Below are 19,412 nucleotides of genomic sequence, written 5' to 3' on the forward strand. Positions count from 1 at the left end.
TTGCACGATGTGAATGTTGCGTTGCACTTACTTCTTCAATGATGGATGAGGTGCAGCGACGCCTGGAATTCTGGTCCCTGTGACGCGATGGAATCCGTCCGGGGTGAGTTTGTCGAATCCGGGGAAGGAGTCGCCGGTCTCCTGTTGCCACTGGTTCAACATGCCTTCATGTTCCAGGGCGATGCGTTCAATTTCCGACGTCTTCGGGACATCCGTCAAAAGATTGACGAGACAATGCGGGTCGTTGACGACATCGTAGAGTTCACGTTCCGGTTGCGGTGTGTCGAAGACCAGGTTTTGTGTGGGGGCGAGGCTCTGCTCTGCGTGAAGTCGTTTCATTTCATCATAAGTTGGTGAACGAACGGCGTCTGCTGGCGGAGTTGCAGGCAGGCTGGGAGCCCAGTTTCGAACGAAGCGGTATTTGCTCGTGCAGACGCTTCGTTCAAACGCACGATAATCGTGCCAGTTGTGTTCTGAGTATGCGGAGAGCCGCGAATGAATCGTTGGAGTCCGAAGAACCGGGACGAATGACTTGCCTTGGAAAGAGTCCAGTTGCGTCGCGCCAGCGAGTTCAACAACGGTCGGGGCGATGTCGACGGTGCTCACGATGGATGTTGTTGCTTGGTCCGGCTTGACGATCGGCGGATACCGGACGATGAAAGGAGTTTTGACTCCGTCTTCAAGGACAGTCGTTTTGCATCGGGGAAACGGTCGCCCGTTGTCGCTGATGACGAGAATGAAGGTCTCGTCGAGGACGCCCTGATTGCTGAGTTCTTCTCGGACCAATCCGATGTATTCGTCAAAGCGGCCGATTTCGTCGTAGTAGAGAGCAAGATCTTCTCGAACCGGAGTTGTGTCCGGAAAAATCGGCGGAACGATCACATCGTCATTTGTATGCGGAGGATCAATAGCTCCCGGGCTGTAACCGCGGTGAGGATCGAAAGCAGCCAGCCACAGGAAGAACGGTTTGTCCTTCGGTCGATTTTTGAGGACATCCACCCAGTGGCCTTCTCCACCAGGACCACCGCCCTGTTTGACAAGGTCCATTTGTGAGATTGCATTGTCTCCGAGATGCCATTTCCCAACCGAAGCTGTGTAATAGCCCTTCTCACGAAGAGGTGTGCTGAGAAGCGTCTGGTCAGCCGGCAACGGCAAGTGCAGCTCTCCAGCTCCGGTTGAATGAGGATATCGACCGGTGAGGATCGAACATCGACTCGGGCTGCAGGATGAACATGTCAGGTAGGCTCGATCAAATCGCATGCCTTCCTCGGCCAGACGATCGATATTCGGCGTTCGAATATTGGGGTGGCCGTAAGCGCCGCTGTCGTCCCATGCCATATCGTCAGCGATGAAGATGACGAAGTTCGGCTGAGCGTATGTCTCCGAAACAAACAGGGAGAACAGGCAGAGTGTGGTCAGCAAACGTAGCATAAGGAGCGACTCAATAGTGTGAACGATGCGAATGAGAATCTGTTGGCCGAAGCTTTGAGGCTTCCAAGACCTGTGTGATATCGACTTCTCAAATCCACGCGGGCATCTCAAGAGTTTCGAAGAGATGCCCGCAATGGGTTTTGAGGTCAGTGACCGAGATCACTTTCGACAGCGAGCGTGGAAGAAATGCCGTTCGACTACTTCTTCAGGCCTTCGATGGCTGCCAGAATTTTTTGGCTGTCTTCCGCGGCATTGACTTTGTCGTCCTTGTAGACAACTTTTCCGTTCTTGACGACAAACGTCCAGCGTTTCGCCGTTCCACCACGTGTCAGAACTTCTTCTTTTCCATCAATTTCGCGAGTGATGGATTGTTCGCCCTTTGTGAATGGGACACCGAAAGCTGTGGCAGCGACGCCATCGGGATCGGCGAGTAGTGTGAAATTGAGGTCGTGAGCTTTCTTGAAGAGTTGGTGATTGCGAACGGAGTCTCCACTCACGCCGACAACTTCAACATCTTCGCTTTCCAGCTTCGAAAGATCGTCGCGGAATCCACATGCTTGCTTGGTGCATCCACCGGTCATGTCCGCAGGATAGAAATACACGACTACGGTTTTTTCTGCGAAGTGCTTGTCTGAATTCCAGTTGGCACCTGTGTCATCCTGAATGACAAAGCTGGGAGCCTTGTCTCCGACGTTCAGGGTAACATCGACTGCATTTGCGAAGGCCGAACAGAGGAAAACTGAGGCCATCGTTGTGGTGAGAAGAAGTGTCTTCATGGAATGAAGCTCCAGGGAGTGATCGGTGGGAGGAAAACTGAAAGTTCAACATCGAGCATACGCCGATGACCGCTGACTCACAAGCGATGGCTGATGAACTCGGATTCTCGGACTCTCAGAGATTTGCTTCGTCAGAGCATCAGCTGTTTTTTCAAGCGGAGAGTATCGGTATCAATTCCGGCCGATGATCAGGATTGGTGGATTCGAGCGATCCACGCCAGTCGGAATTGGAGTTTCGGGCGGTAATGCGTTACGTTCTCTTTCGTATTGTCTTCAGATGAAATTCTGAAACGTTTGTGACCATCTCAGGAGCTTTCGATGCGGATTATGATGGTTTCTTCCGAGGCGGTTCCATTCGCGAAAACGGGTGGGCTGGCGGATGTGGCTTCCGGGCTTTCGAATGCTCTGGCTGAGGCGGGGAACGAAGTTGTTCTGGTCATGCCCTGTTATCGCCGTTTCATTTCGGAGGAGAAGCGAGGCAGCGTCGTTGGGGAAGTTCGCATTGATTTTCCCAGCACCACCATTGAAGCGACCATCTACGAGACTCGACTTCCCGGAGATCTGGTCAAAGTGCTTTTGGTCGATTGTCCGAGCTTCTTCGATCGTGCGGGATTATATGTCGAGGGGGGAAGCGACTACGCCGACAACGCTGAAAGGTTTCTCTTTTTCAGTCGGGCAGCGGTCGAACTGGCACGGACGCTTTTCATTCCGGATGTAATTCACGCGAATGACTGGCAAACCGGTCTGATTCCAGCGCTCGTTCTGCAGAGCCGCGAACAGGGTGGCCCGCTGCAGGATGTCGCGACGGTCATGACGATCCACAACATGGCGTTTCAGGGACAGTTCCCGAGTTGGCAGATGATGAATACCGGGATTCACCCCCGGTTCTTCAATTGGCGACAGTTGGAATTCTGGGGCCACCTGAACCTGCTCAAAGCAGGGATTGCGATGGCGGATCAGGTGACAACTGTGAGCCCGACTTACGCGAAAGAAATCTGTCGCCCGGAGTTTGGATACGGACTCGATCCCGTTCTCGAATACCGTGGGGACGATCTCGTCGGGATTCTCAACGGCGTCGACATGACCGTCTGGAATCCTGAAATCGATCCGCATCTCGACACACAGTACACTGCCGACACAGTTGAAGAAGGGAAGGCACGTTGTAAGGCTGCCCTGCAAAGAGAAGTGGGATTGCCCGAAAAGCCAGAGGCGATGTTGTTCGGCATGATTTCTCGTCTGACGGACCAGAAAGGGCTCGACTTAATCACTTTGAAGGCTGGCCAGTTTCTCGGGGCGAATGTGCAACTCGTCGTTTTGGGAACGGGTGAAGAAAGACACGAAAACTATCTCCGCGGGCTGCAGGAGTCTCATCCGGAGAAAGTCGCAGCTATCATCGGATTTGACGATGCCTTGGCTCATCGCATTGAAGCTGGAGCAGATGCATACTTGATGCCCAGCCAGTTTGAGCCGTGCGGGCTGAATCAGCAATACAGCTTGATCTACGGCACTCCGCCGATCGTGAATGCTGTCGGAGGATTGGCCGATTCCGTCGTCGACACCAATTCTCAAACACTCGCCAACGGCACAGCCAACGGATTTCAGTTTCACCACTATCACGGTGATGCGTTTCTGGACACTGTCTGGCGAGCTGTCGGCCTGTATCAGCACTTCCATGATGACTGGAGAAAGATCGTCGATCACGGAATGCGGAAAGATTCCTCTTGGTCGGGGAGTGCTCGGAACTATATTGACGTTTACGAACGAGCCAAAGACCGAGTTCGGTCAGAGCCATGATGACTCAGACTTTCGCCGATCACCATCAAATGCTGACTGGTTTGTTCGATGTGCAGCTGTGTGTTGCGTTCGAGTTTTTGTCTTGGATCGCTACGAGCGTTCAGTCGTAGCGTGACGTCGATTCTGATGAAGTGTTCCCGATGAAACCTGTTTCACTTGCATTGTTCTGGCATCAACATCAACCGTATTACCCGGATGATGTCGCAGATGAAACTCTGATGCCGTGGGTGCGCTTGCATGCCACCAAAGATTACCTCGGGATGGCGATGCACATACAGGAGGTACCAGAGTTTCATTGTACGATCAATCTAGTTCCCAGCTTGTTGGAGCAGATTCAACGTTACGAGAACGGTCACGTCGATCGGCATCTCAAAGTATCGAGGATGAATGCCGACAGCCTCGATCAGGAACACGCCTGCTACCTGCTCGACAACTTCTTCATGGCGAACGAGCAAAGCATGATTCGCATTTACCCGCGATATCATGAACTATTTCAGAAGCGTGGACTGGGCCGCGACTCCGCAGAGATCGCACTCATGCGATTCACGAAACAGGAGTTGCGGGACCTGCAGGTCTGGAACAATCTGACCTGGATTCATGAACTCGTTTTCGAACGTGATGCTGATCTGACGGCGTTTCGAACGAAGGGGCGAGACTGGACCGAAGACGAAAAGAACTGGCTTCTGGATCGACAGCGTGAGTTGGTCGCGGAAGTGATTCCGCTGCACCGCGAGTTGTCAGAAGGTGGCCAAGTTGAGATCACCACGACTCCCTTCTACCACCCGATTCTTCCGTTGCTCTGGGACAAAAAGTCTGCGCGAGAAGCGATGCCGGGCTGCAAAATGCCGCAGTACACCGACAGCTATAAAGAAGACGTCAAACGGCATCTCGAGAAAGCGGTCGCGTACCATACGAAGCTGTTCGGAGAACCACCGCGAGGATTGTGGCCGTCTGAAGGATCGGTTTCGCAAGACATTCTCGCATCAATCATCGACGTGGGGATCGAATGGATTGCGACCGACGAAGAGATCCTCGGTCACTCGACGGATAACTTTGTCCATCGAGACGCTCACGGGAATGTGAATCGTCCGGAGCTGTTGTACCAGCCGTGGAAAGTGAGCAGTGAAGGGGAGTCGCTGAGTATAATCTTCCGCGATCACGGACTTAGCGATCTGATCGGTTTCCACTATCAGCGGAACGATCCAAACTGGGCGGCTGATGATTTGCTCGCCAAGGTGAAAGGGATTGCTCACGCTGTTGAGAAACATAATCCCGAACAGCCGGCGTTTGTGCCGATCGTGCTGGATGGAGAGAACTGCTGGGAGTACTTCCCGGACGGCGGCGTTGGTTTCCTTCGCAGCTTGTACCGCAAGTCAGTTGTCGATCCACAAGTCAATTCGGTTCGGGTGAGTGAGTTCCTCGCCAAGCATCCGCCGCAAAAGAAGATCAATCGACTCTTCGCTGGTAGCTGGATCAATCACGACTTCTATATCTGGATCGGACATCAGGAAGACCGTGACGCGTGGGATCTTGTTCACATCACTCGCTCCTTCTTGAAGAAGGCGGAGAAGTCGGGCCGCTTCGCTCCTGAAGCCATTCAGGAAGCGTGGAAGGAATTGATGATCGCTGAAGGGAGCGACTGGTACTGGTGGTACGGTGACGATCATCATTCCGGACAGGACGACCTGTTCGACGAGCTCTTTCGACGGCATCTCCGAAATGTTTACACCCTGCTCGGTGAAATGCCTCCTTCGGTGATGTTTGAACCGGTCACTCATGCTGAGCGAAAGCATCTGCATACTCAACCAAAGGCCCTTCTCAACGTGAAGGTCGATGGCCGGATCAGCTTCTTTGAATGGTTAAATGCCGGTCATTACGAAGCAGGTAGCGAACGCGGAACGATGACAATGGTTTCCGATAGTGCGATCACTGATCTGTATTTCGGATTTGATCAGGATCAGTTCCTTCTCCGCTGCGACACAATTCTCGCAGCGAAGTCGGACTTGAAAGACTACGAAGAGATGCGCGTTCGATTTGTTGAGCCCTACGGAATTGAAGTTCAAGTGAAGCTGAACGGATTGATCGAATCGTCGGTCGTTCGTGAGAATGAAGTCGTTGCGAACTCAAACGTCGCAGCTGCAATCGGGAAGGTGCTTGAGGTATCGATTCCCAAGAAGGATCTGGGAGTTGAAGTCGGTCACCGCATGCACTTCGCTGTTGAGCTCATGCAAAACGGAGAAGCTGTCAATCGTATTCCGAGCGAAGGAACGATTGACCTCGAGGTCTGCGGTCCTGACTTCGAGCGGTATATGTGGCAGGCGTAGTGTTTCGCTGACTCATTCTATCCGTCCGACATGGGAATGATCCCGAGGAGCGGTTGAACGGGTCCCGGATCAACTTCTGAGTCCTGAATCGGCAGCTTCGTTTCGAGATTTGAAACTTGCTGAAGTAAGTGTGCAATCGAGACTCCGAACGTGTCGATGGAGTCGACAGCTGCGTGCGAGAGTCCAAGTAACTCACCTGACCGGCGGAGATGTCGTTCTGCACCGGTTCGGTTTCCCTCGAGGCATTTTACTCCGCAGGCGGAGAGCTTGATCAAGGCCTTGATGAAATCGGCCTGTGGTCCCTTCTTATTGTGGGCCATCCAGACCTGCTCCCATGCTTCGTGTGCTTCCCAGTAGTACCCGTTATTGAAGAGTTCGACCGCACGATCGAACATCGACTTGTGATCATCTTCGATCGCATCGGATGTTCCGTACATGTGTCCGGCTGGATCTGAAATCGGATGCGGAGTCTTGCCTGGAATATAGGTGTATGGGGGAAGCGAGTTCATCGATCGCAGCGGCTCCGGGATCTTTTTACGGGCAGAAACGAGACTGAAAGGGCGCGGAAAATCAGCTTGACAGACTTTGGAGCTGTCGGCTAGTCACGAGATCTCTCTCCCTTCCCCTGTTACTCAAGCAACGTCATCCCCTATTCATTTCTTGCGGGTCACTCTCACGACATGATGTCGTGACGGAGGAGGAGTCCGATGGTTTCATTTCGAGTTTCATTATTGTCGCTGGTTCTGTTCTCTGGTTTGGGCTGTGCGACAGCCACAACTTCAAACACAGCAAGAACTTCAACCGAACAGTTGTTGATCACCAATGCGGTCGATCAGTCGCTCGACAAGATCGACTTTCGGCCCTTTCGCGGTCATGCGGTCTTCCTGAATGACAAGTATGCGGACTGTGTGGATAAGAATTACGTGATCGCTTCAGTCCGTCACCGCATCCTTCAATCGGGTGCTCGACTGGTCGATTCTGCCGATAAGAGCGAGATCACCGTTGAACTTCGAACAGGAGCTGTCGGGACAGCTTCCTCGAATTCCTTCATCGGTGTCCCGGAAATTGTTTTGCCTGGTGTCGTCACTCTACCTGAAGTTCGCTTCGCCGAACGAAAGAAACAATCGGGGACCGCGAAGATAGGTCTCGTCGCTTTCGAGACCGGAAGTGGAATGGCACTCGGTACTGGCGGTCAGGCCCTTGCTCAGTCCGAAGACAGCAACTGGTTCGTTGTGGGTGCCGGTCCATTCCGAAGCGGAAACGTCAAAGGAGAAATCAGCAGCTCGACGACTGGACAAGCTGCGGTCAGGTACACGCAGATTCCAAAGATCATCACCTTCGCAGCTCCGGATCCTTCGGGAACTCAACTGGCTGCCGAGCCATTGCAGACGATCGATCCGGTTTCTCTCGAAAAGAACGAGTAGCAATCACTGCTTGATTGTATTAGTTTGAAAACTGCCAACGGTCCAACGCGGGAATCGCCCACGTTGGACCGTTTTTTCTAGCATGACGAAGTGTGATTAAGCGCCAGCGACACACTTCGTCGTCAGGGCTGAAGTGGCTTGATGACTTCCGATGGGACTTGCCCATCGAGATAGCGCCAGTTCTTGAGAAACGAAATCAAGTCGGCCATCTGCTGCGGATTGATGGTTCTCTCAAGTCCGACCGGCATCAGCGAGACCCCGTTGTTTTTGACCTGTTCAATTTCATCGCGGGGAATTGAGACAGTCTTGCCTTCAGGTTGCTTCAGCGTCATTGCGGCTGAGGTCTCGGACGCCAGAACTCCGGTGTGAATGCGCCCTGATGTATCAACAACGGTATAGCTGAAGTAGTTGGCATCGATGGCGCGATTCGGATCGAGAATATTCATGAGAAAGAAGTCGGGAGTCTTCGTTCTGGAATCAGAAATGTCGGGAGCGACATTGACGCCAATGGAGCCGACTTTGTGACAGGTGGCACACTGCTGTTCGAAAACTTTCATCCCGCGCGATGGGTTCGATTCAAGCTGTAAACAGTGCTGATATTCAGCGAGCACGCTGACGCGGTCTGCCGGAGGATCACGTTGAAGAAGTTTCTTCGCACGATCTTTCTGATCGGCATCTCCAATTCTCAACAGCGATCGCTCGAGAGAGTCGTCAATTTCCGTGCGATGAACCGCTCCCGATTCAAGTTCGTCGAGGAGCAACGCAGCCAGAGAAGTCGATCTCGCCATCTGTTGCAGGATCTCGCGACGAATTCGCCCACGTCGTTGAGGCAAGAGTGTTGAAAGCGTGGGAACAAGTTGTTCGCTGGGCCGGTCAAAGATTGCTGCGAGTGCAGAGGACGCCCGTTGAGCATGGCCGGAAGCGGTTGCAGCGACGAGAAGTTGGAGAGACGCAGAATCTTCCCCCAGCCCAAGTACCTGACAGATCATTGGATCGATCTTTGATTTGGGGTCATTAGCACCGAACAACTCGACTGCATCATCAATGAGATTTGCGAAAAGTATTCCGTTATCTTTTCGGAGCAGTTCGCGAGTCGCTCGAGACCCACCTTTCAGCCCCTCGGAGATTCCTGCAACGCATGCCAACTTCTGTTGTAAGGTGATCTCCGGACTCTGGAACGTCTGCATCAGTCGCTCCTCGACTTCGTCAGCAGTCGACTGTCGAGCGAAGAGTGTTGCGAGTGAGTTCAGCACGACGATATACGTTTCCTGTTTCTCAGGATCACACTTGAAGGTAGTGAGCTTCGAAAGGATCTCATCTGAGTCTGATCGCGCACTGACTCCCAGAAAGGCAGCGATCCATTCTGCGTCGTCATCTGCATCAGCTGCGAAGAGAGAATCGAGAACGAAGTCTTGATTGGCAGTGGTCAGGTCAGTCCATGGAATTCGTCCCAGCGTTGCGAAGACTTGTTTGCGGATGTTTGGCGAGGTCTGGCGTTGATCATTCGGAGCGAGTTTCTGCAATGACTCAAGACGAGTGTTCACAAGCTCGATCCACTCGGGCGCGGTCGAAAAACGGTCGGAGCCGATTTTGAGAATCAATGGTGTGAGACCGGGACTGCTTTTTGAATTGAGAGCTCGTTTCATGTCTTCAAGTTCAACATCATCGAAAGAATTCAGGACAGCCATGGCGAACATTGGATCAAGCTGGTGATCCTTTTGGAGTTCACGTAGGTGTTGAGGTGTTTGAGAATCGTTCCTTTCGAAAAGCATTCGGAAGGCGTGTTCTTTCTCCCAGGATGACTTTTGATGTTCGGGGTCAATGATCAGTGTTTTGAGCAGCGATTGAGTGGAAGTTTGAGATGTGGATTGTCCGGGGTCCGTTTGGGCAGATGGCTTCTGTTTTGCCTTACCGACGATCCGCCAGATTCGGCCTCGATCTCGACCAAGGACAAGATCCGGTCGGTCCTTTAGCTCTTCAGGCATGAACTGAGGATGTTCGATGACAGCTCGGTACATGTCGACGACGTAAAGACTCTCATCCGGACCCAGAGCAAGGTTTACGGGGCGAAACCATGAGTCTGTCGAAGCCAGAAACTCCCGTTTGCTGTCATCCGGTATGTCGCGGTACGTGGGGCCCGCTTCGCGAATTCGAGTGCAGTGAACGAGGTTCGCGGTGGGATCACAGGTGAAGATGGCATTGTGGAATTTCGGACCGAGAGAGTGATCGGGGTAGACCTGTACTCCGCAAGCTGCCGTGAATTGATTTGCATGCAGGTTCGACGTCGTCCAGGTTGTTGAAATCGGATAGAGAACGGAATCTTCGCCAGCGGGGCCAACGTCTTCGTAATGACGATTCACCACCAAACCGGGAGTCAACGTGAGTTGATCGTTTTCGAGGACGATCTGTCGGGCGGGATTCCGATTGGTGCAGACGAACCGATTTCCATCAAGAAACGTCAGCCCGAATTGGCTCATCCCAGCAACGGCTTCGTATTCGCCTGTTCGCGGGTGAAAGCGGAAATCTCTTCCAGCGATCGAGAGCGGTTTGGCTGGGGATTTGATCTCCCACGGAGCGTCCGGTCCGGGGACGATCTCACCGCCGCGAAGTCCGTTGGCGATATAGATGTATCCATCGAGTGCGAGTTGTGGATGGTTGTGCCGTAGCTGAGGGTTCTCAGTTGCGAAACCCTCGAACCAGATTTGCGTTTCGTCACAGACTCCGTCGTTGTCTTGGTCGCGAAGGAATAGAACCTGTCCATTCGAGGTGACGATCACGCCGTCTTCCCAGAACATCAGTCCGTTGGCGAAAAGCAGGTTCTCTTTGAAAAGTTTTGGATCGGAGTACCGTCCGTCTCCGTCGGTGTCTGTGAGCACGCGAATTCGGGAAAGGCCCGGTTGGTTGGGATCGGGTCCGTTGGGATAGTCGGACATCTCCACAACCCAGAGACGGTTGCTGGAATCGAAAGCAATGTGAACCGGGTCGACGACATCGGGTTCACTCGCCACAAGTTCAATGGCACAACTTTCGTCGAGTTGAAACTTCTGTACTGCCTCCATCGGAGGGAGAGGTTCGGCAGCAAGAGCAAGCAGTGAAGTGCAGAGATGAATGAACAGAGCAAGACTCAGGAGGTGTGTCGGCCTGATCACGAAGGGCTCCTCGGAGGCGGGGTGAGACAGGGGAACGCTGGAGGTCGAAGGAAATCGTCTCACAATTCGTTTCACATCGTCAAGGAGCAGCAAAAATCGAATCGGCGGGTTCGCCTTCCAACCAGCGATTCAAAGCGAGTCTCCTGCCGGATCAGCCAAGCTATGAGAATTTTGGACAATCGATAGCACTTGCCGAAACGCAGCTTCAGATAGAGAATATGGGAAACGAACTGCGAGAATTTCTGGATGATAGATATGCAGCTATGGCCAGCGAGACGAAGAGAATCTTAATTGTTGAAGACGAAGAGGCGATCGCGAACGGGCTGCGCTTTAACTTCGAGGCTGAAGGATATGACCCGGTCGTGCTCGGGGACGGTCCGTCGACACTTGCGTATTTCGAGGAGAATTCGCATCAGGTCGACCTTGTTGTCCTCGACTTGATGTTGCCCGGAATGAGCGGATACGAAATCTGTCGGGAAATTCGGGACCGTGATCAATCGGTGCCAATTATTGTGCTCAGTGCGCGAAATCTCAGCGAAGACAAGATGCACGCGTTCGACTGTGGGACCGATCAGTACGTCACCAAACCGTTCGCATTGCCGGAATTGCTTAGCCGCGTGAGGAACCTGTTGCGCCGTCCTCGGGCGCAGTTGGTCGTGAAGCATGCAACGGAAATCGACGAGTTTCAGATTCGTGATGTGAGCATCAACTTCAAAACTTTCGAAGTGGTTTGCGGAGACGAAACCCACCAGTTGACGACGATGGAGCTTCAGCTTCTCCGATATTTTATTGAGCACGAAGGAGATGTGCTGTCGCGATCGAGGATCTTGCGGGACGTCTGGGAGCAGGGAGCGGAAGTGTCGTCGCGGACAATTGACAACTTTGTGCTTCGACTGAGGAAGTACATTGAATCTGATCCGGCAAATCCAAAGCACTTGCTCTCGGTGCGTGGAACAGGATACCGTTTTGTAGCTGACCCTTAACTCTCTCAGTTGACCTGCGAACAGCTTTCCTCATCGACGAGTTGTTCGAAATCATGGAGTCGACGTTGTGCCGACAGACATTGCCAGTCCGGTGCCGTTTCAAACGACTCGCTGGACGCTCGTTCGGTCGGCTGATCGTGGTGTCGAATCGGTCGAGTCGCGGGATGCACTGGCTGAGTTGTGTCAGATCTATTGGTTTCCACTCTATGCATTCGCACGACGGCGAGGAGCGCAGTCAGCGGATGCTCAGGAACAGGTGCAGGGATTTCTCTCAGAACTTTTGAGTGGCGTTCTGATTTCAAAAGCGGAGGCTGAGAAGGGCAAGTTTCGATCATTCCTGTTGAAATCGTTTCAGTACTTTCTCTCCAACGAACGACGCCGTGAGAACGCGGCGAAACGCGGCGGAGGAGCTGTTGTTTTCTCAATCGATGCTGCCGTCGGTGAGGAGCGGTATTCTCTCGAACCGGTTGAGAGAGTCACTCCCGAAGCTCTTTTTGAAAGACAATGGGCACTCACAATTCTCGAACAGGTGGTCGAACAGCTTCGGGAAGACTATCGCACCAAAGGCAAAGAACCTCTGTTCGAACGGCTTCTTCCGCATTTGACGCAAGAAGAGACAGCTCGACCGTATCAGCAGATTGCTGAATCACTTGTGATGAACGAAACTGCTGTCAAAGTTGCAGCATTTCGATTGCGAAAGCGATTTCGAGAGCTGTTGAGAGAGGTCATCGCTGACACCATCGAAGAGACCGGAGCTGACGCAATTGACGACGAACTCAGTTCGTTCGCCCGAAGTCTCAGTTCTTAAGCTGTTTCGGAAAACAGGTGCGAGTTCTCAAAAAGTTGTGTAACGATCGTCGACAAACTGCTGAGTACAGGGTGCATCCACATTCTGACTCAATGCGAGGTCGAAGATGAACGAGGAAAACAAACTCTGTCCAAAGTGCCAGTCACCGCTGGGCACCAGCGCGGTTTCTGGATTATGTCCTCGTTGTCTGTTGGATATCGGATTCGAAAGTCATCCCGCTACGGATTTTCAGAAGAGTCCGTATCAGCCGAAGTTTGTCGCACCCACACCGGAAGAGCTGACGCCCCATTTCCCCGAACTCGACATCTTGGAGATGATCGGGCACGGGGGAATGGGGGTTGTCTACAAAGCTCGTCAACGCAATCTCGATCGCATGGTCGCACTTAAGATATTGCGTCCCGACTTCGATCAAGACCCTTCATTCGCGGAACGGTTTCAGCGCGAAGCTCGTGCACTGGCTCATCTAGGTCATCCGAACATCGTCACCATCCATGACTTCGGTAGGAAAGATGATCTCTACTTTCTGATCATGGAGTACGTCGACGGAACGAATCTGCGGCAACTCGAACAAACCGCGCGACTCACTCCGGCCGAAGCACTCGCGATTGTTCCGAAGATCTGTGAAGCCCTTCAATTCGCTCATGAGCGAGGCGTTGTTCACCGTGACATTAAACCGGAAAACATCCTTCTAACACAGGATGGGAACGTCAAAATTGCGGACTTCGGGCTTGCGAAGCTCTCGGGAGTGCCGGATCAGTTTCCGCTTACTGGAACCTGGCAAGTGATGGGGACACCTCATTACATGGCTCCGGAGCAATTCGAGAAACCCGGGACTGTTGATCACCGAGCAGACATCTTCTCGTTGGGAGTGGTGATCTATGAAATGCTGACGGGACAGCTGCCGCTTGGACATTTTCGTCCTCCGTCGGAACATTCTCCAATGGATCACCGGCTCGATGGTGTTGTTCGACGTGCCCTTGATCGGGAACCCGAACAACGGTTTCAAAAAGCGAGTGAAGTGAAAACCGCTGTCGAAGCGATTTCCAGCACGCACTCTTCGGAACCGCAAACGAGTCGAGAATCACGAAGTCAACCGGTTGCTGAGCGAAAGGGATCCGTCTCAATGCTCGGCAAGGGCATGGTCGTAATCGGACTCATCGAAACGGCACTGATCTTCATGATCGTCCTCGGAGACGATGGTGGCTTCTTCGCGTTGGCCGCTCCGTTTGGAATCGTTTCTTACGTCCTCGGTCAGTTGCTGTTGAGTCGTCAGAAGATTGAACTGTGTCGAACTCTCGTCTTGCTCAGCATCGTTCCATTCTCTCCGGCATGGATTTTCAAACTGATCTTGTTCGCCGTCTTTCGTGCGGATCGATTGTGGAAAGATGACGTCGCGAAGACGTTCACGGAAGTTCCTTGGAAGGAAACCGATGCTGCGCAACAGTTGAGGTCGATGAAGAGTTTTCTGTCCAGCACCGGATCATTGCTGAAGAAGCTGCTTCTTCAACTTCGTGATTGGATCATCGTAGCTGCTCGCGGATTTCTGAGTACTCTGAAATCGCTTTGGAATGGGATACGTATCAGCAGCGGCACTTTGCTGAAAGTCCTGTCAGGACTCATGGTGTGGGGATGTCTCTGGGCTGGCACAATTTTCTTTGTTGAAGAAGAAATTCTCGCCAAGTATGGAGCAACGGAATACTCCGTCTGGGATTCAACGGCAGGCGACTTGCGGCCAGCTTCAGGTGTTTACGACAAGTTGCGACTGACAACATCGGGACGAGGAAAAGGCGTGGGGGCGATTCCGGTCTCTGAACGGTTGCGGACCGAAGCCTGGCTACGGTTTGAAAAGTTCGACGAGGAACAACGCAAGAAAAAGACGAGCGAAGTTCGAGTCGACCTGAGCGAGGCTGTCCCGGTGATGACACTCGTGCAGCGATCTGGACGACCGGAGTTTCTCGGGCTTTCAGCAAGTCCGATTGAAGCTGCTCTTCAGAATATCGGTGTGGACATCACCAGCGTCAGCGTTCAAAACGAGATCGATGAGCTCGTGAGAGTTCTCAGACAATTGTCGTCGACGCGAGGTGTGCGATTGGTTTCTGGAGAATTGATCCCGACCGCGACACTTGTGAACTCCGAGTTCTTTACGAATGATATGCGCGGGACGATCTACTCGTCTGCACGGATCGATAATGATGTTCAGTTTGTCGTGATTGCCTGCTTCGTTTGTGTCATCGCGTTGAGTGTTGTGGTCGTGCTTTCGCTCATGTGGAGAAGCTGGTGGAAGCTGCGGGCGGCCCGGAAGTCTCAAGACGGAGCCGAAGCGAGCCTGCAGCGGCTTGTTCAAGACATTTCGTCGGCACTCATTTTTTGCGGGTCGTTCAGTGTGGTCGTGCTTTTGCAGGGAAAAGTTCTGCTCTTCGAATCTGGAGTCGTCGAGAAGTATTTTCCCTTGTTGAGCAACATGCCCGGTCTCTTGCACATTGGGCTTGTGAATGAGTTGATCCTCTGCTCGATCTTCGTGATCTTCGCTGCTGTTCAGCTGCGATCAGGTCGCGGTCAATTCTGGCGACAACTGGGGATTCTTGCTTCGATCTTCGTGATGATCGTTCCCCCTGCGAACCTATTGACCTTGCCGATCGGGTTGTGGAGTGCCTGCTTGCTAGCGCGAAGTGACGTGACCGATTTGTTTTCAAATCACAAGACTGAACGAAACGAAACTCGGAGCGAGCACGTTTCGGAATCTGTTTAGAGCAAGTCGCTCTTTCCTGTGCACTCGCTCGTGCTATTTCATCGAGTAAGCAGCGGAGTTTGCTCGTGCGAGAGAGCGCAAACCATATCTGAAGGTCACTCCGAAGGATCGATGCCGAACATCTTGCGGTAGACGAGGCATCCTCCGTCGCCGACGATTAATGACCGACAGCTTGAAGGGCGGTGTTCGTAGAAGAGGCAGTATTCGAGGTTCTCATCGAGCCAGACACACGGTCCGTTTTTGTCGACAGCGTTCTCCTTGAACTTCAGCAGATACGTGTCGAGCAGTTCTTTGGCATTTGCAGGAAGATTCTGAAATCGCTGGAAGTCTTCCGCGAACGATGGGTCATCACGAAAGTGTTCGTTCAACGCGAGAGCGACATAATCGGGGGGAGCACCCTGCCAGCGACAACAAGCCCCACACCCTTCGCAAGTCGTAATGGTTGTCAGTTCGTCCATGTAAAACCTCGCGAGGTGTTCGAATGTGAAGCCTGTCCAGATTCTAAACTGATGATCAACTTTCGAAAGTGTTCCGACTTTCGGCCCGAATTCTTAACCAGTCATGCCTGACCGTGTTTCAGGTGTCCGGGTTCGAAACAACGTCCGTTGTACTCACGTCGCTTTTGATGTCTCCGGTCAAACTGGGCGCAGTTTGTTTCTCTTTCTCGTCCTCTGGGAAGGAATGCAGAATCATGATCTTCTGCCAGATTTTGCGTCCCAGCCCTGTGGTGAGATTCTCGAGGTCGTTCACCACTGCGACAGCTTGCGGGTCGGAAAATTCATCGACATAGACGGCGGCGATTTTCCCACACAATGCGAGCATCTCTGAACAGTAATCGAGATACCGGTTCAACAGGAAGCGGTCCATCATTCTTTTCGGGGATGAAAGCGTATTGTGTTTTGGATCACGGGTGAGCACCCGTTCAGGGTCTTTGGTGAGCTGGTGCATGTCGATAATGTGAACCAGCGACCTCAGACGGTGAATCGCTTTGACGGTTCGAGAACGCTTCACTCGAGTTTCGAGCGTCATCAGAAAGATGACGGTGGCACCGATTAAGACAAGTGCATTGAATCCGGCATCGAGTGCCTGCACGAGTTCCCCAGCTGGGAGCGGCTGGTTGGGAATACGGATGACTTTGATGACCATCACGAAGCAGGCTGAGATGGCAATGATGATGAGGAACGACAGCAATCTCACGCCGTACATTGGTCTCTTGATCGCCATCCCGGTCTGTTGAGCATCCCGGGCAATGTTGAGCAGATCGTCCGCGACGGTGGCGAGACCGGCATCTGGAAATCGTTCACGAATTCGGTTTCGAAGGGTCGCAACAGTTTCGATGATTTTCTCGGGATCGAGGTGATGCGCCGACAAGTTTGATGCTCCTGTTGAGAGATGAGATCGATTGACGTTTCTGTAGATGGGATCTGTTGTGGTCAACGGATCGGATTCCACCTCAGATCAAGTTTTCGTCGAGGAGCCTCTGCGTTTAATACGGATAATGCACGCAGACTTGAAACGGAATCAAGTGAATTGGTCTTGTTTACATAAGTTTTGATTGCTCGACGCGTTCGGCGATCGATAAACTCAAAGTGAACATCTTTTGCTGAGGCTGTCTGGCCACAAAGTTGTCACAACCGACACAACACTTTTCTTCAATTCAATGCGATCCATGGATCGTACGTTTACTCCTTCCATTCAGGGAGCCCAGTTATGACGCGCTTGTCGCAGTCGACGAAATTGTCCGGAGTGTTCGCCCTCGCGATGGGCTTGCAGATTTTTGTTGCTCAGTCAGACCTCCTGGCTGGACGTCCTTTGACGAAAACAAAATTCGACCCATCTGCTCCACAGGTCGAAATGTTCGAAGGGATGGAAAGCGGTGACCTGCACGTGAAGCCTGTTGCGAAAGACGCAATGGGTGGAAAGCTGTTCTTCACCAACATGACTGACGAACCGATCACGGTGAAAGTTCCTTCGAGCTTCGTTCTCGTGCCTGTCTCTGCCCAGTTCGCTGGCGGTGGCGGCGGTTACGGTGGCGGCGGTGCTGGTGGGGGAGCTGGAGGTGCTGGCGGCGGAGCACAAGCAGCCGGTGGTGGACTCGGCGGCGGTGGCGGTGGCGGAGGAGGCTACGGCGGTGGCGGCGGAGGAGGTGGATTCTTCTCGATTCCTCCACAAAAGACCCTGAGCGTCGAATACGTTTCTGTCTGTCTGGAACACGGCAAATCGGAACCACGACCAAAGGCTCCATACGCAGTCATTCCTGTTGAAAAATACACTCAGGATCCAGTCCTGACCAACCTCATCGATCTGGTGGGAACGGGCAAGATTCACAGTGCACCAGCCCAGGCAGCTGCCTGGAACGTGGCAAACAAAATGAGCTGGCAAGAACTCCAGAATCAGAAGTACGATCGAATCGGTGTGCCTGACACCCCTTACTTCTCCCTGGCTCAACTTCAAGCTGCTCAGCAGATCGTCAACATCGCTCAGCACATGGCCGAAGAAGATGGCGAAGTTTCGCAAGAATCCACCGTTCGCGTCCGGACTCGCGAATAGAGTTGGAGAGCCTGACTGGGCTTCGACGACTGCAATCTGAATGAGAAGTTAACAAAGGGAAGAGAGCTTCGGCTTTCTTCCCTTTTCTTGTTAACATCGATTGAACATCGCATCATGGAGAACGATGATAAAGCACTTTTCGTGTCGGTTTTCATCAACTCGTTCGACGAATGATCGAGTTCTCGACAGTTGGCAGTCCGAGGTTAGTCTCATCAACATGCGCTGGACGGTTTTCTTTCTATCGATTGGGGTGATCATTTCCGGATGCGGTTCAGACGAAACCGTGGCACCGCCAGCTCGCAAAACGCCAACTGCTGCTCCCCCAAGCCCTCCTCCTGTAGCGGCCGCTCCGACACGTGCTGCAACTCCCGCGCGACCCGCACCTGCGAAAACCACGCCGGCGAAAGGTCCGAAGGTTGATGAGTCGGAACCGATCACGCACAACCATTTTGTCCATCAGGCTGCCCCTGTGCGGTTTGATGTGGCTTCAGCGAGCGAGGCACCGCAGGAAAATCAGTATTCCGTCATTCGGCCAAAGTATGACAGTCGCCGGATGATTATTGAGTTGCCAGAAGAAGAGACCGCGTTCAATTCTCGTCTGACTCCTCAGATGGCTTTACCAAAGGGCTTTTTGTGGCTTCCGGAGTTCGGGCTGAACGCACAAGGCCTTCCTCAGCGAATCGTCTGTGAAGCTGACGGTGCAGAGATGCAGTTGATTGAAAGTGGTGTGTTCGTTCAGGGAACGGATCGTGCCGAGACTGGTGCGTCGCCTCAAGTGAATGTTTACGTCTCTCCATTTTACATCGACGTGACGGAAACAACCTTTGCTCAATACGATCGGTTTCTGAAGACCGAGCCTTCTGCTGCAAAGCCGGTGCTTCCTCAAGGGCTCGATCAGAAAACTGCCGCTGACTATCCAGTTCTCGGTCTCCCCTTTAATGATGTCTTGAATTACGCCAAGTGGGCTGGGAAAGATCTTCCGACAGAGTCTGAGTGGGAACGGGCTGCCCGTGGACCGAATGGTTCTCTGTATCCGTGGGGAAACTCTGATCCTCCACGTGTCGATGGTGATTTGTCACAGATTCTTCCGGTCGGTTCTCGACCAACGGACCTGACCCGGACAGGCATTTACGATCTATCCGGAAATGCTCGGGAATGGGTCCACGACTGGTATTCGTCGCAGGCTTATCAGGAGTTGGCTACGAAGTCCGGAACGCCAATGCGTGATCCACAAGGACCCAAGCTGGCTGAGATCCTTGGCGAGCGAGTCGTTCGAGGCTCTCGTGACGATTGGGAACTCTGGATTCGAGGACACGCCAATATCAAGCGGTCTGCGCCCGACGTCGGGTTTCGCTGCGTGCTCCGAGTGACCGAAGAAATGCTCCCTGAAAATTCCGGGGCAACGGCATCTCGATAGACCAGTT

General features: G+C 52.8%; 14 protein-coding genes. 8 read left to right on the forward strand and 6 right to left on the reverse strand.

Annotation, left to right across the window (positions count from 1 at the left end; all coding sequences use genetic code 11):
- Nucleotides 1-27 precede the first annotated feature (27 nt).
- Entirely contained in the window at nucleotides 28-1,431 is a 1,404-nt protein-coding gene (locus AB1L42_RS08030; RefSeq protein ID WP_367053189.1) for a sulfatase, read from the reverse strand.
- Nucleotides 1,432-1,628: 197 nt separating this feature from the next.
- Nucleotides 1,629-2,207 carry a peroxiredoxin gene (locus AB1L42_RS08035; protein WP_367053190.1) on the reverse strand — a complete coding sequence of 193 codons (579 nt, stop codon included), beginning with the start codon at nucleotides 2,205-2,207 and terminating at the stop codon, nucleotides 1,629-1,631.
- A gap of 318 nt (nucleotides 2,208-2,525) precedes the next feature.
- Between AB1L42_RS08035 and glgA the strand changes: the two genes are divergently transcribed.
- A complete protein-coding gene (glgA, locus tag AB1L42_RS08040) occupies nucleotides 2,526-4,001 on the forward strand; it encodes a glycogen synthase GlgA (protein ID WP_367053191.1) in 1,476 nt (491 codons plus the stop codon).
- Nucleotides 4,002-4,141: 140 nt separating this feature from the next.
- Complete coding sequence (locus AB1L42_RS08045; RefSeq protein ID WP_367053192.1) at nucleotides 4,142-6,325, forward strand: glycoside hydrolase family 57 protein; 2,184 nt, start codon at nucleotides 4,142-4,144, stop codon at nucleotides 6,323-6,325.
- A 17-nt stretch (nucleotides 6,326-6,342) separates the two neighbouring features.
- Here the strand turns inward: AB1L42_RS08045 and AB1L42_RS08050 are convergent, their stop codons facing one another.
- A complete protein-coding gene (locus AB1L42_RS08050; RefSeq protein WP_367053193.1) occupies nucleotides 6,343-6,834 on the reverse strand; it encodes a DUF309 domain-containing protein in 492 nt (163 codons plus the stop codon).
- Between the two features lie 198 nt (nucleotides 6,835-7,032).
- Here AB1L42_RS08050 and AB1L42_RS08055 point away from each other — a divergent pair, with 198 nt between their 5' ends.
- Nucleotides 7,033-7,749 (forward strand): DUF6655 family protein, encoded by a 717-nt coding sequence (locus AB1L42_RS08055; RefSeq protein WP_367053194.1) that lies wholly within the window; start codon nucleotides 7,033-7,035, stop codon nucleotides 7,747-7,749.
- A 122-nt stretch (nucleotides 7,750-7,871) separates the two neighbouring features.
- Here AB1L42_RS08055 and AB1L42_RS08060 read toward each other — a convergent pair whose 3' ends face one another.
- Nucleotides 7,872-10,898 (reverse strand): PVC-type heme-binding CxxCH protein, encoded by a 3,027-nt coding sequence (locus AB1L42_RS08060; RefSeq protein ID WP_367053195.1) that lies wholly within the window; start codon nucleotides 10,896-10,898, stop codon nucleotides 7,872-7,874.
- Nucleotides 10,899-11,116: 218 nt separating this feature from the next.
- On the opposite strand from AB1L42_RS08060, the gene AB1L42_RS08065 reads away from it, so the two are divergent.
- From AB1L42_RS08065 to AB1L42_RS08075, 3 genes are all read left to right on the forward strand, one after another.
- On the forward strand, nucleotides 11,117-11,881 hold the full coding sequence (locus AB1L42_RS08065) for a response regulator transcription factor (RefSeq protein ID WP_367053196.1): 765 nt from the start codon (nucleotides 11,117-11,119) through the stop codon (nucleotides 11,879-11,881).
- Between the two features lie 67 nt (nucleotides 11,882-11,948).
- Nucleotides 11,949-12,689 (forward strand): hypothetical protein, encoded by a 741-nt coding sequence (locus AB1L42_RS08070; protein ID WP_367053197.1) that lies wholly within the window; start codon nucleotides 11,949-11,951, stop codon nucleotides 12,687-12,689.
- 106 nt (nucleotides 12,690-12,795) lie between these two features.
- Nucleotides 12,796-15,438: a serine/threonine-protein kinase gene (locus AB1L42_RS08075; RefSeq protein WP_367053198.1), complete on the forward strand. Its 2,643-nt coding sequence runs from the start codon at nucleotides 12,796-12,798 to the stop codon at nucleotides 15,436-15,438.
- Between the two features lie 95 nt (nucleotides 15,439-15,533).
- Here the strand turns inward: AB1L42_RS08075 and AB1L42_RS08080 are convergent, their stop codons facing one another.
- Both AB1L42_RS08080 and AB1L42_RS08085 read right to left on the reverse strand, forming a co-directional pair.
- Complete coding sequence (locus AB1L42_RS08080; protein WP_367053199.1) at nucleotides 15,534-15,896, reverse strand: YkgJ family cysteine cluster protein; 363 nt, start codon at nucleotides 15,894-15,896, stop codon at nucleotides 15,534-15,536.
- A 118-nt stretch (nucleotides 15,897-16,014) separates the two neighbouring features.
- Nucleotides 16,015-16,809: a hypothetical protein gene (locus AB1L42_RS08085; protein ID WP_367053200.1), complete on the reverse strand. Its 795-nt coding sequence runs from the start codon at nucleotides 16,807-16,809 to the stop codon at nucleotides 16,015-16,017.
- Nucleotides 16,810-17,148: 339 nt separating this feature from the next.
- Here AB1L42_RS08085 and AB1L42_RS08090 point away from each other — a divergent pair, with 339 nt between their 5' ends.
- Together AB1L42_RS08090 and AB1L42_RS08095 are read left to right on the forward strand one after the other, a co-directional pair.
- The gene (locus AB1L42_RS08090; RefSeq protein WP_367053201.1) at nucleotides 17,149-17,988 is read left to right on the forward strand and encodes a hypothetical protein; all 840 of its coding nucleotides are present in this window, start codon (nucleotides 17,149-17,151) and stop codon (nucleotides 17,986-17,988) included.
- 217 nt (nucleotides 17,989-18,205) lie between these two features.
- Nucleotides 18,206-19,405 (forward strand): SUMF1/EgtB/PvdO family nonheme iron enzyme, encoded by a 1,200-nt coding sequence (locus AB1L42_RS08095; RefSeq protein ID WP_367053202.1) that lies wholly within the window; start codon nucleotides 18,206-18,208, stop codon nucleotides 19,403-19,405.
- Nucleotides 19,406-19,412 lie beyond the last annotated feature (7 nt).

This window comes from Thalassoglobus sp. JC818, from assembly GCF_040717535.1.
Classification (GTDB): domain Bacteria; phylum Planctomycetota; class Planctomycetia; order Planctomycetales; family Planctomycetaceae; genus Thalassoglobus.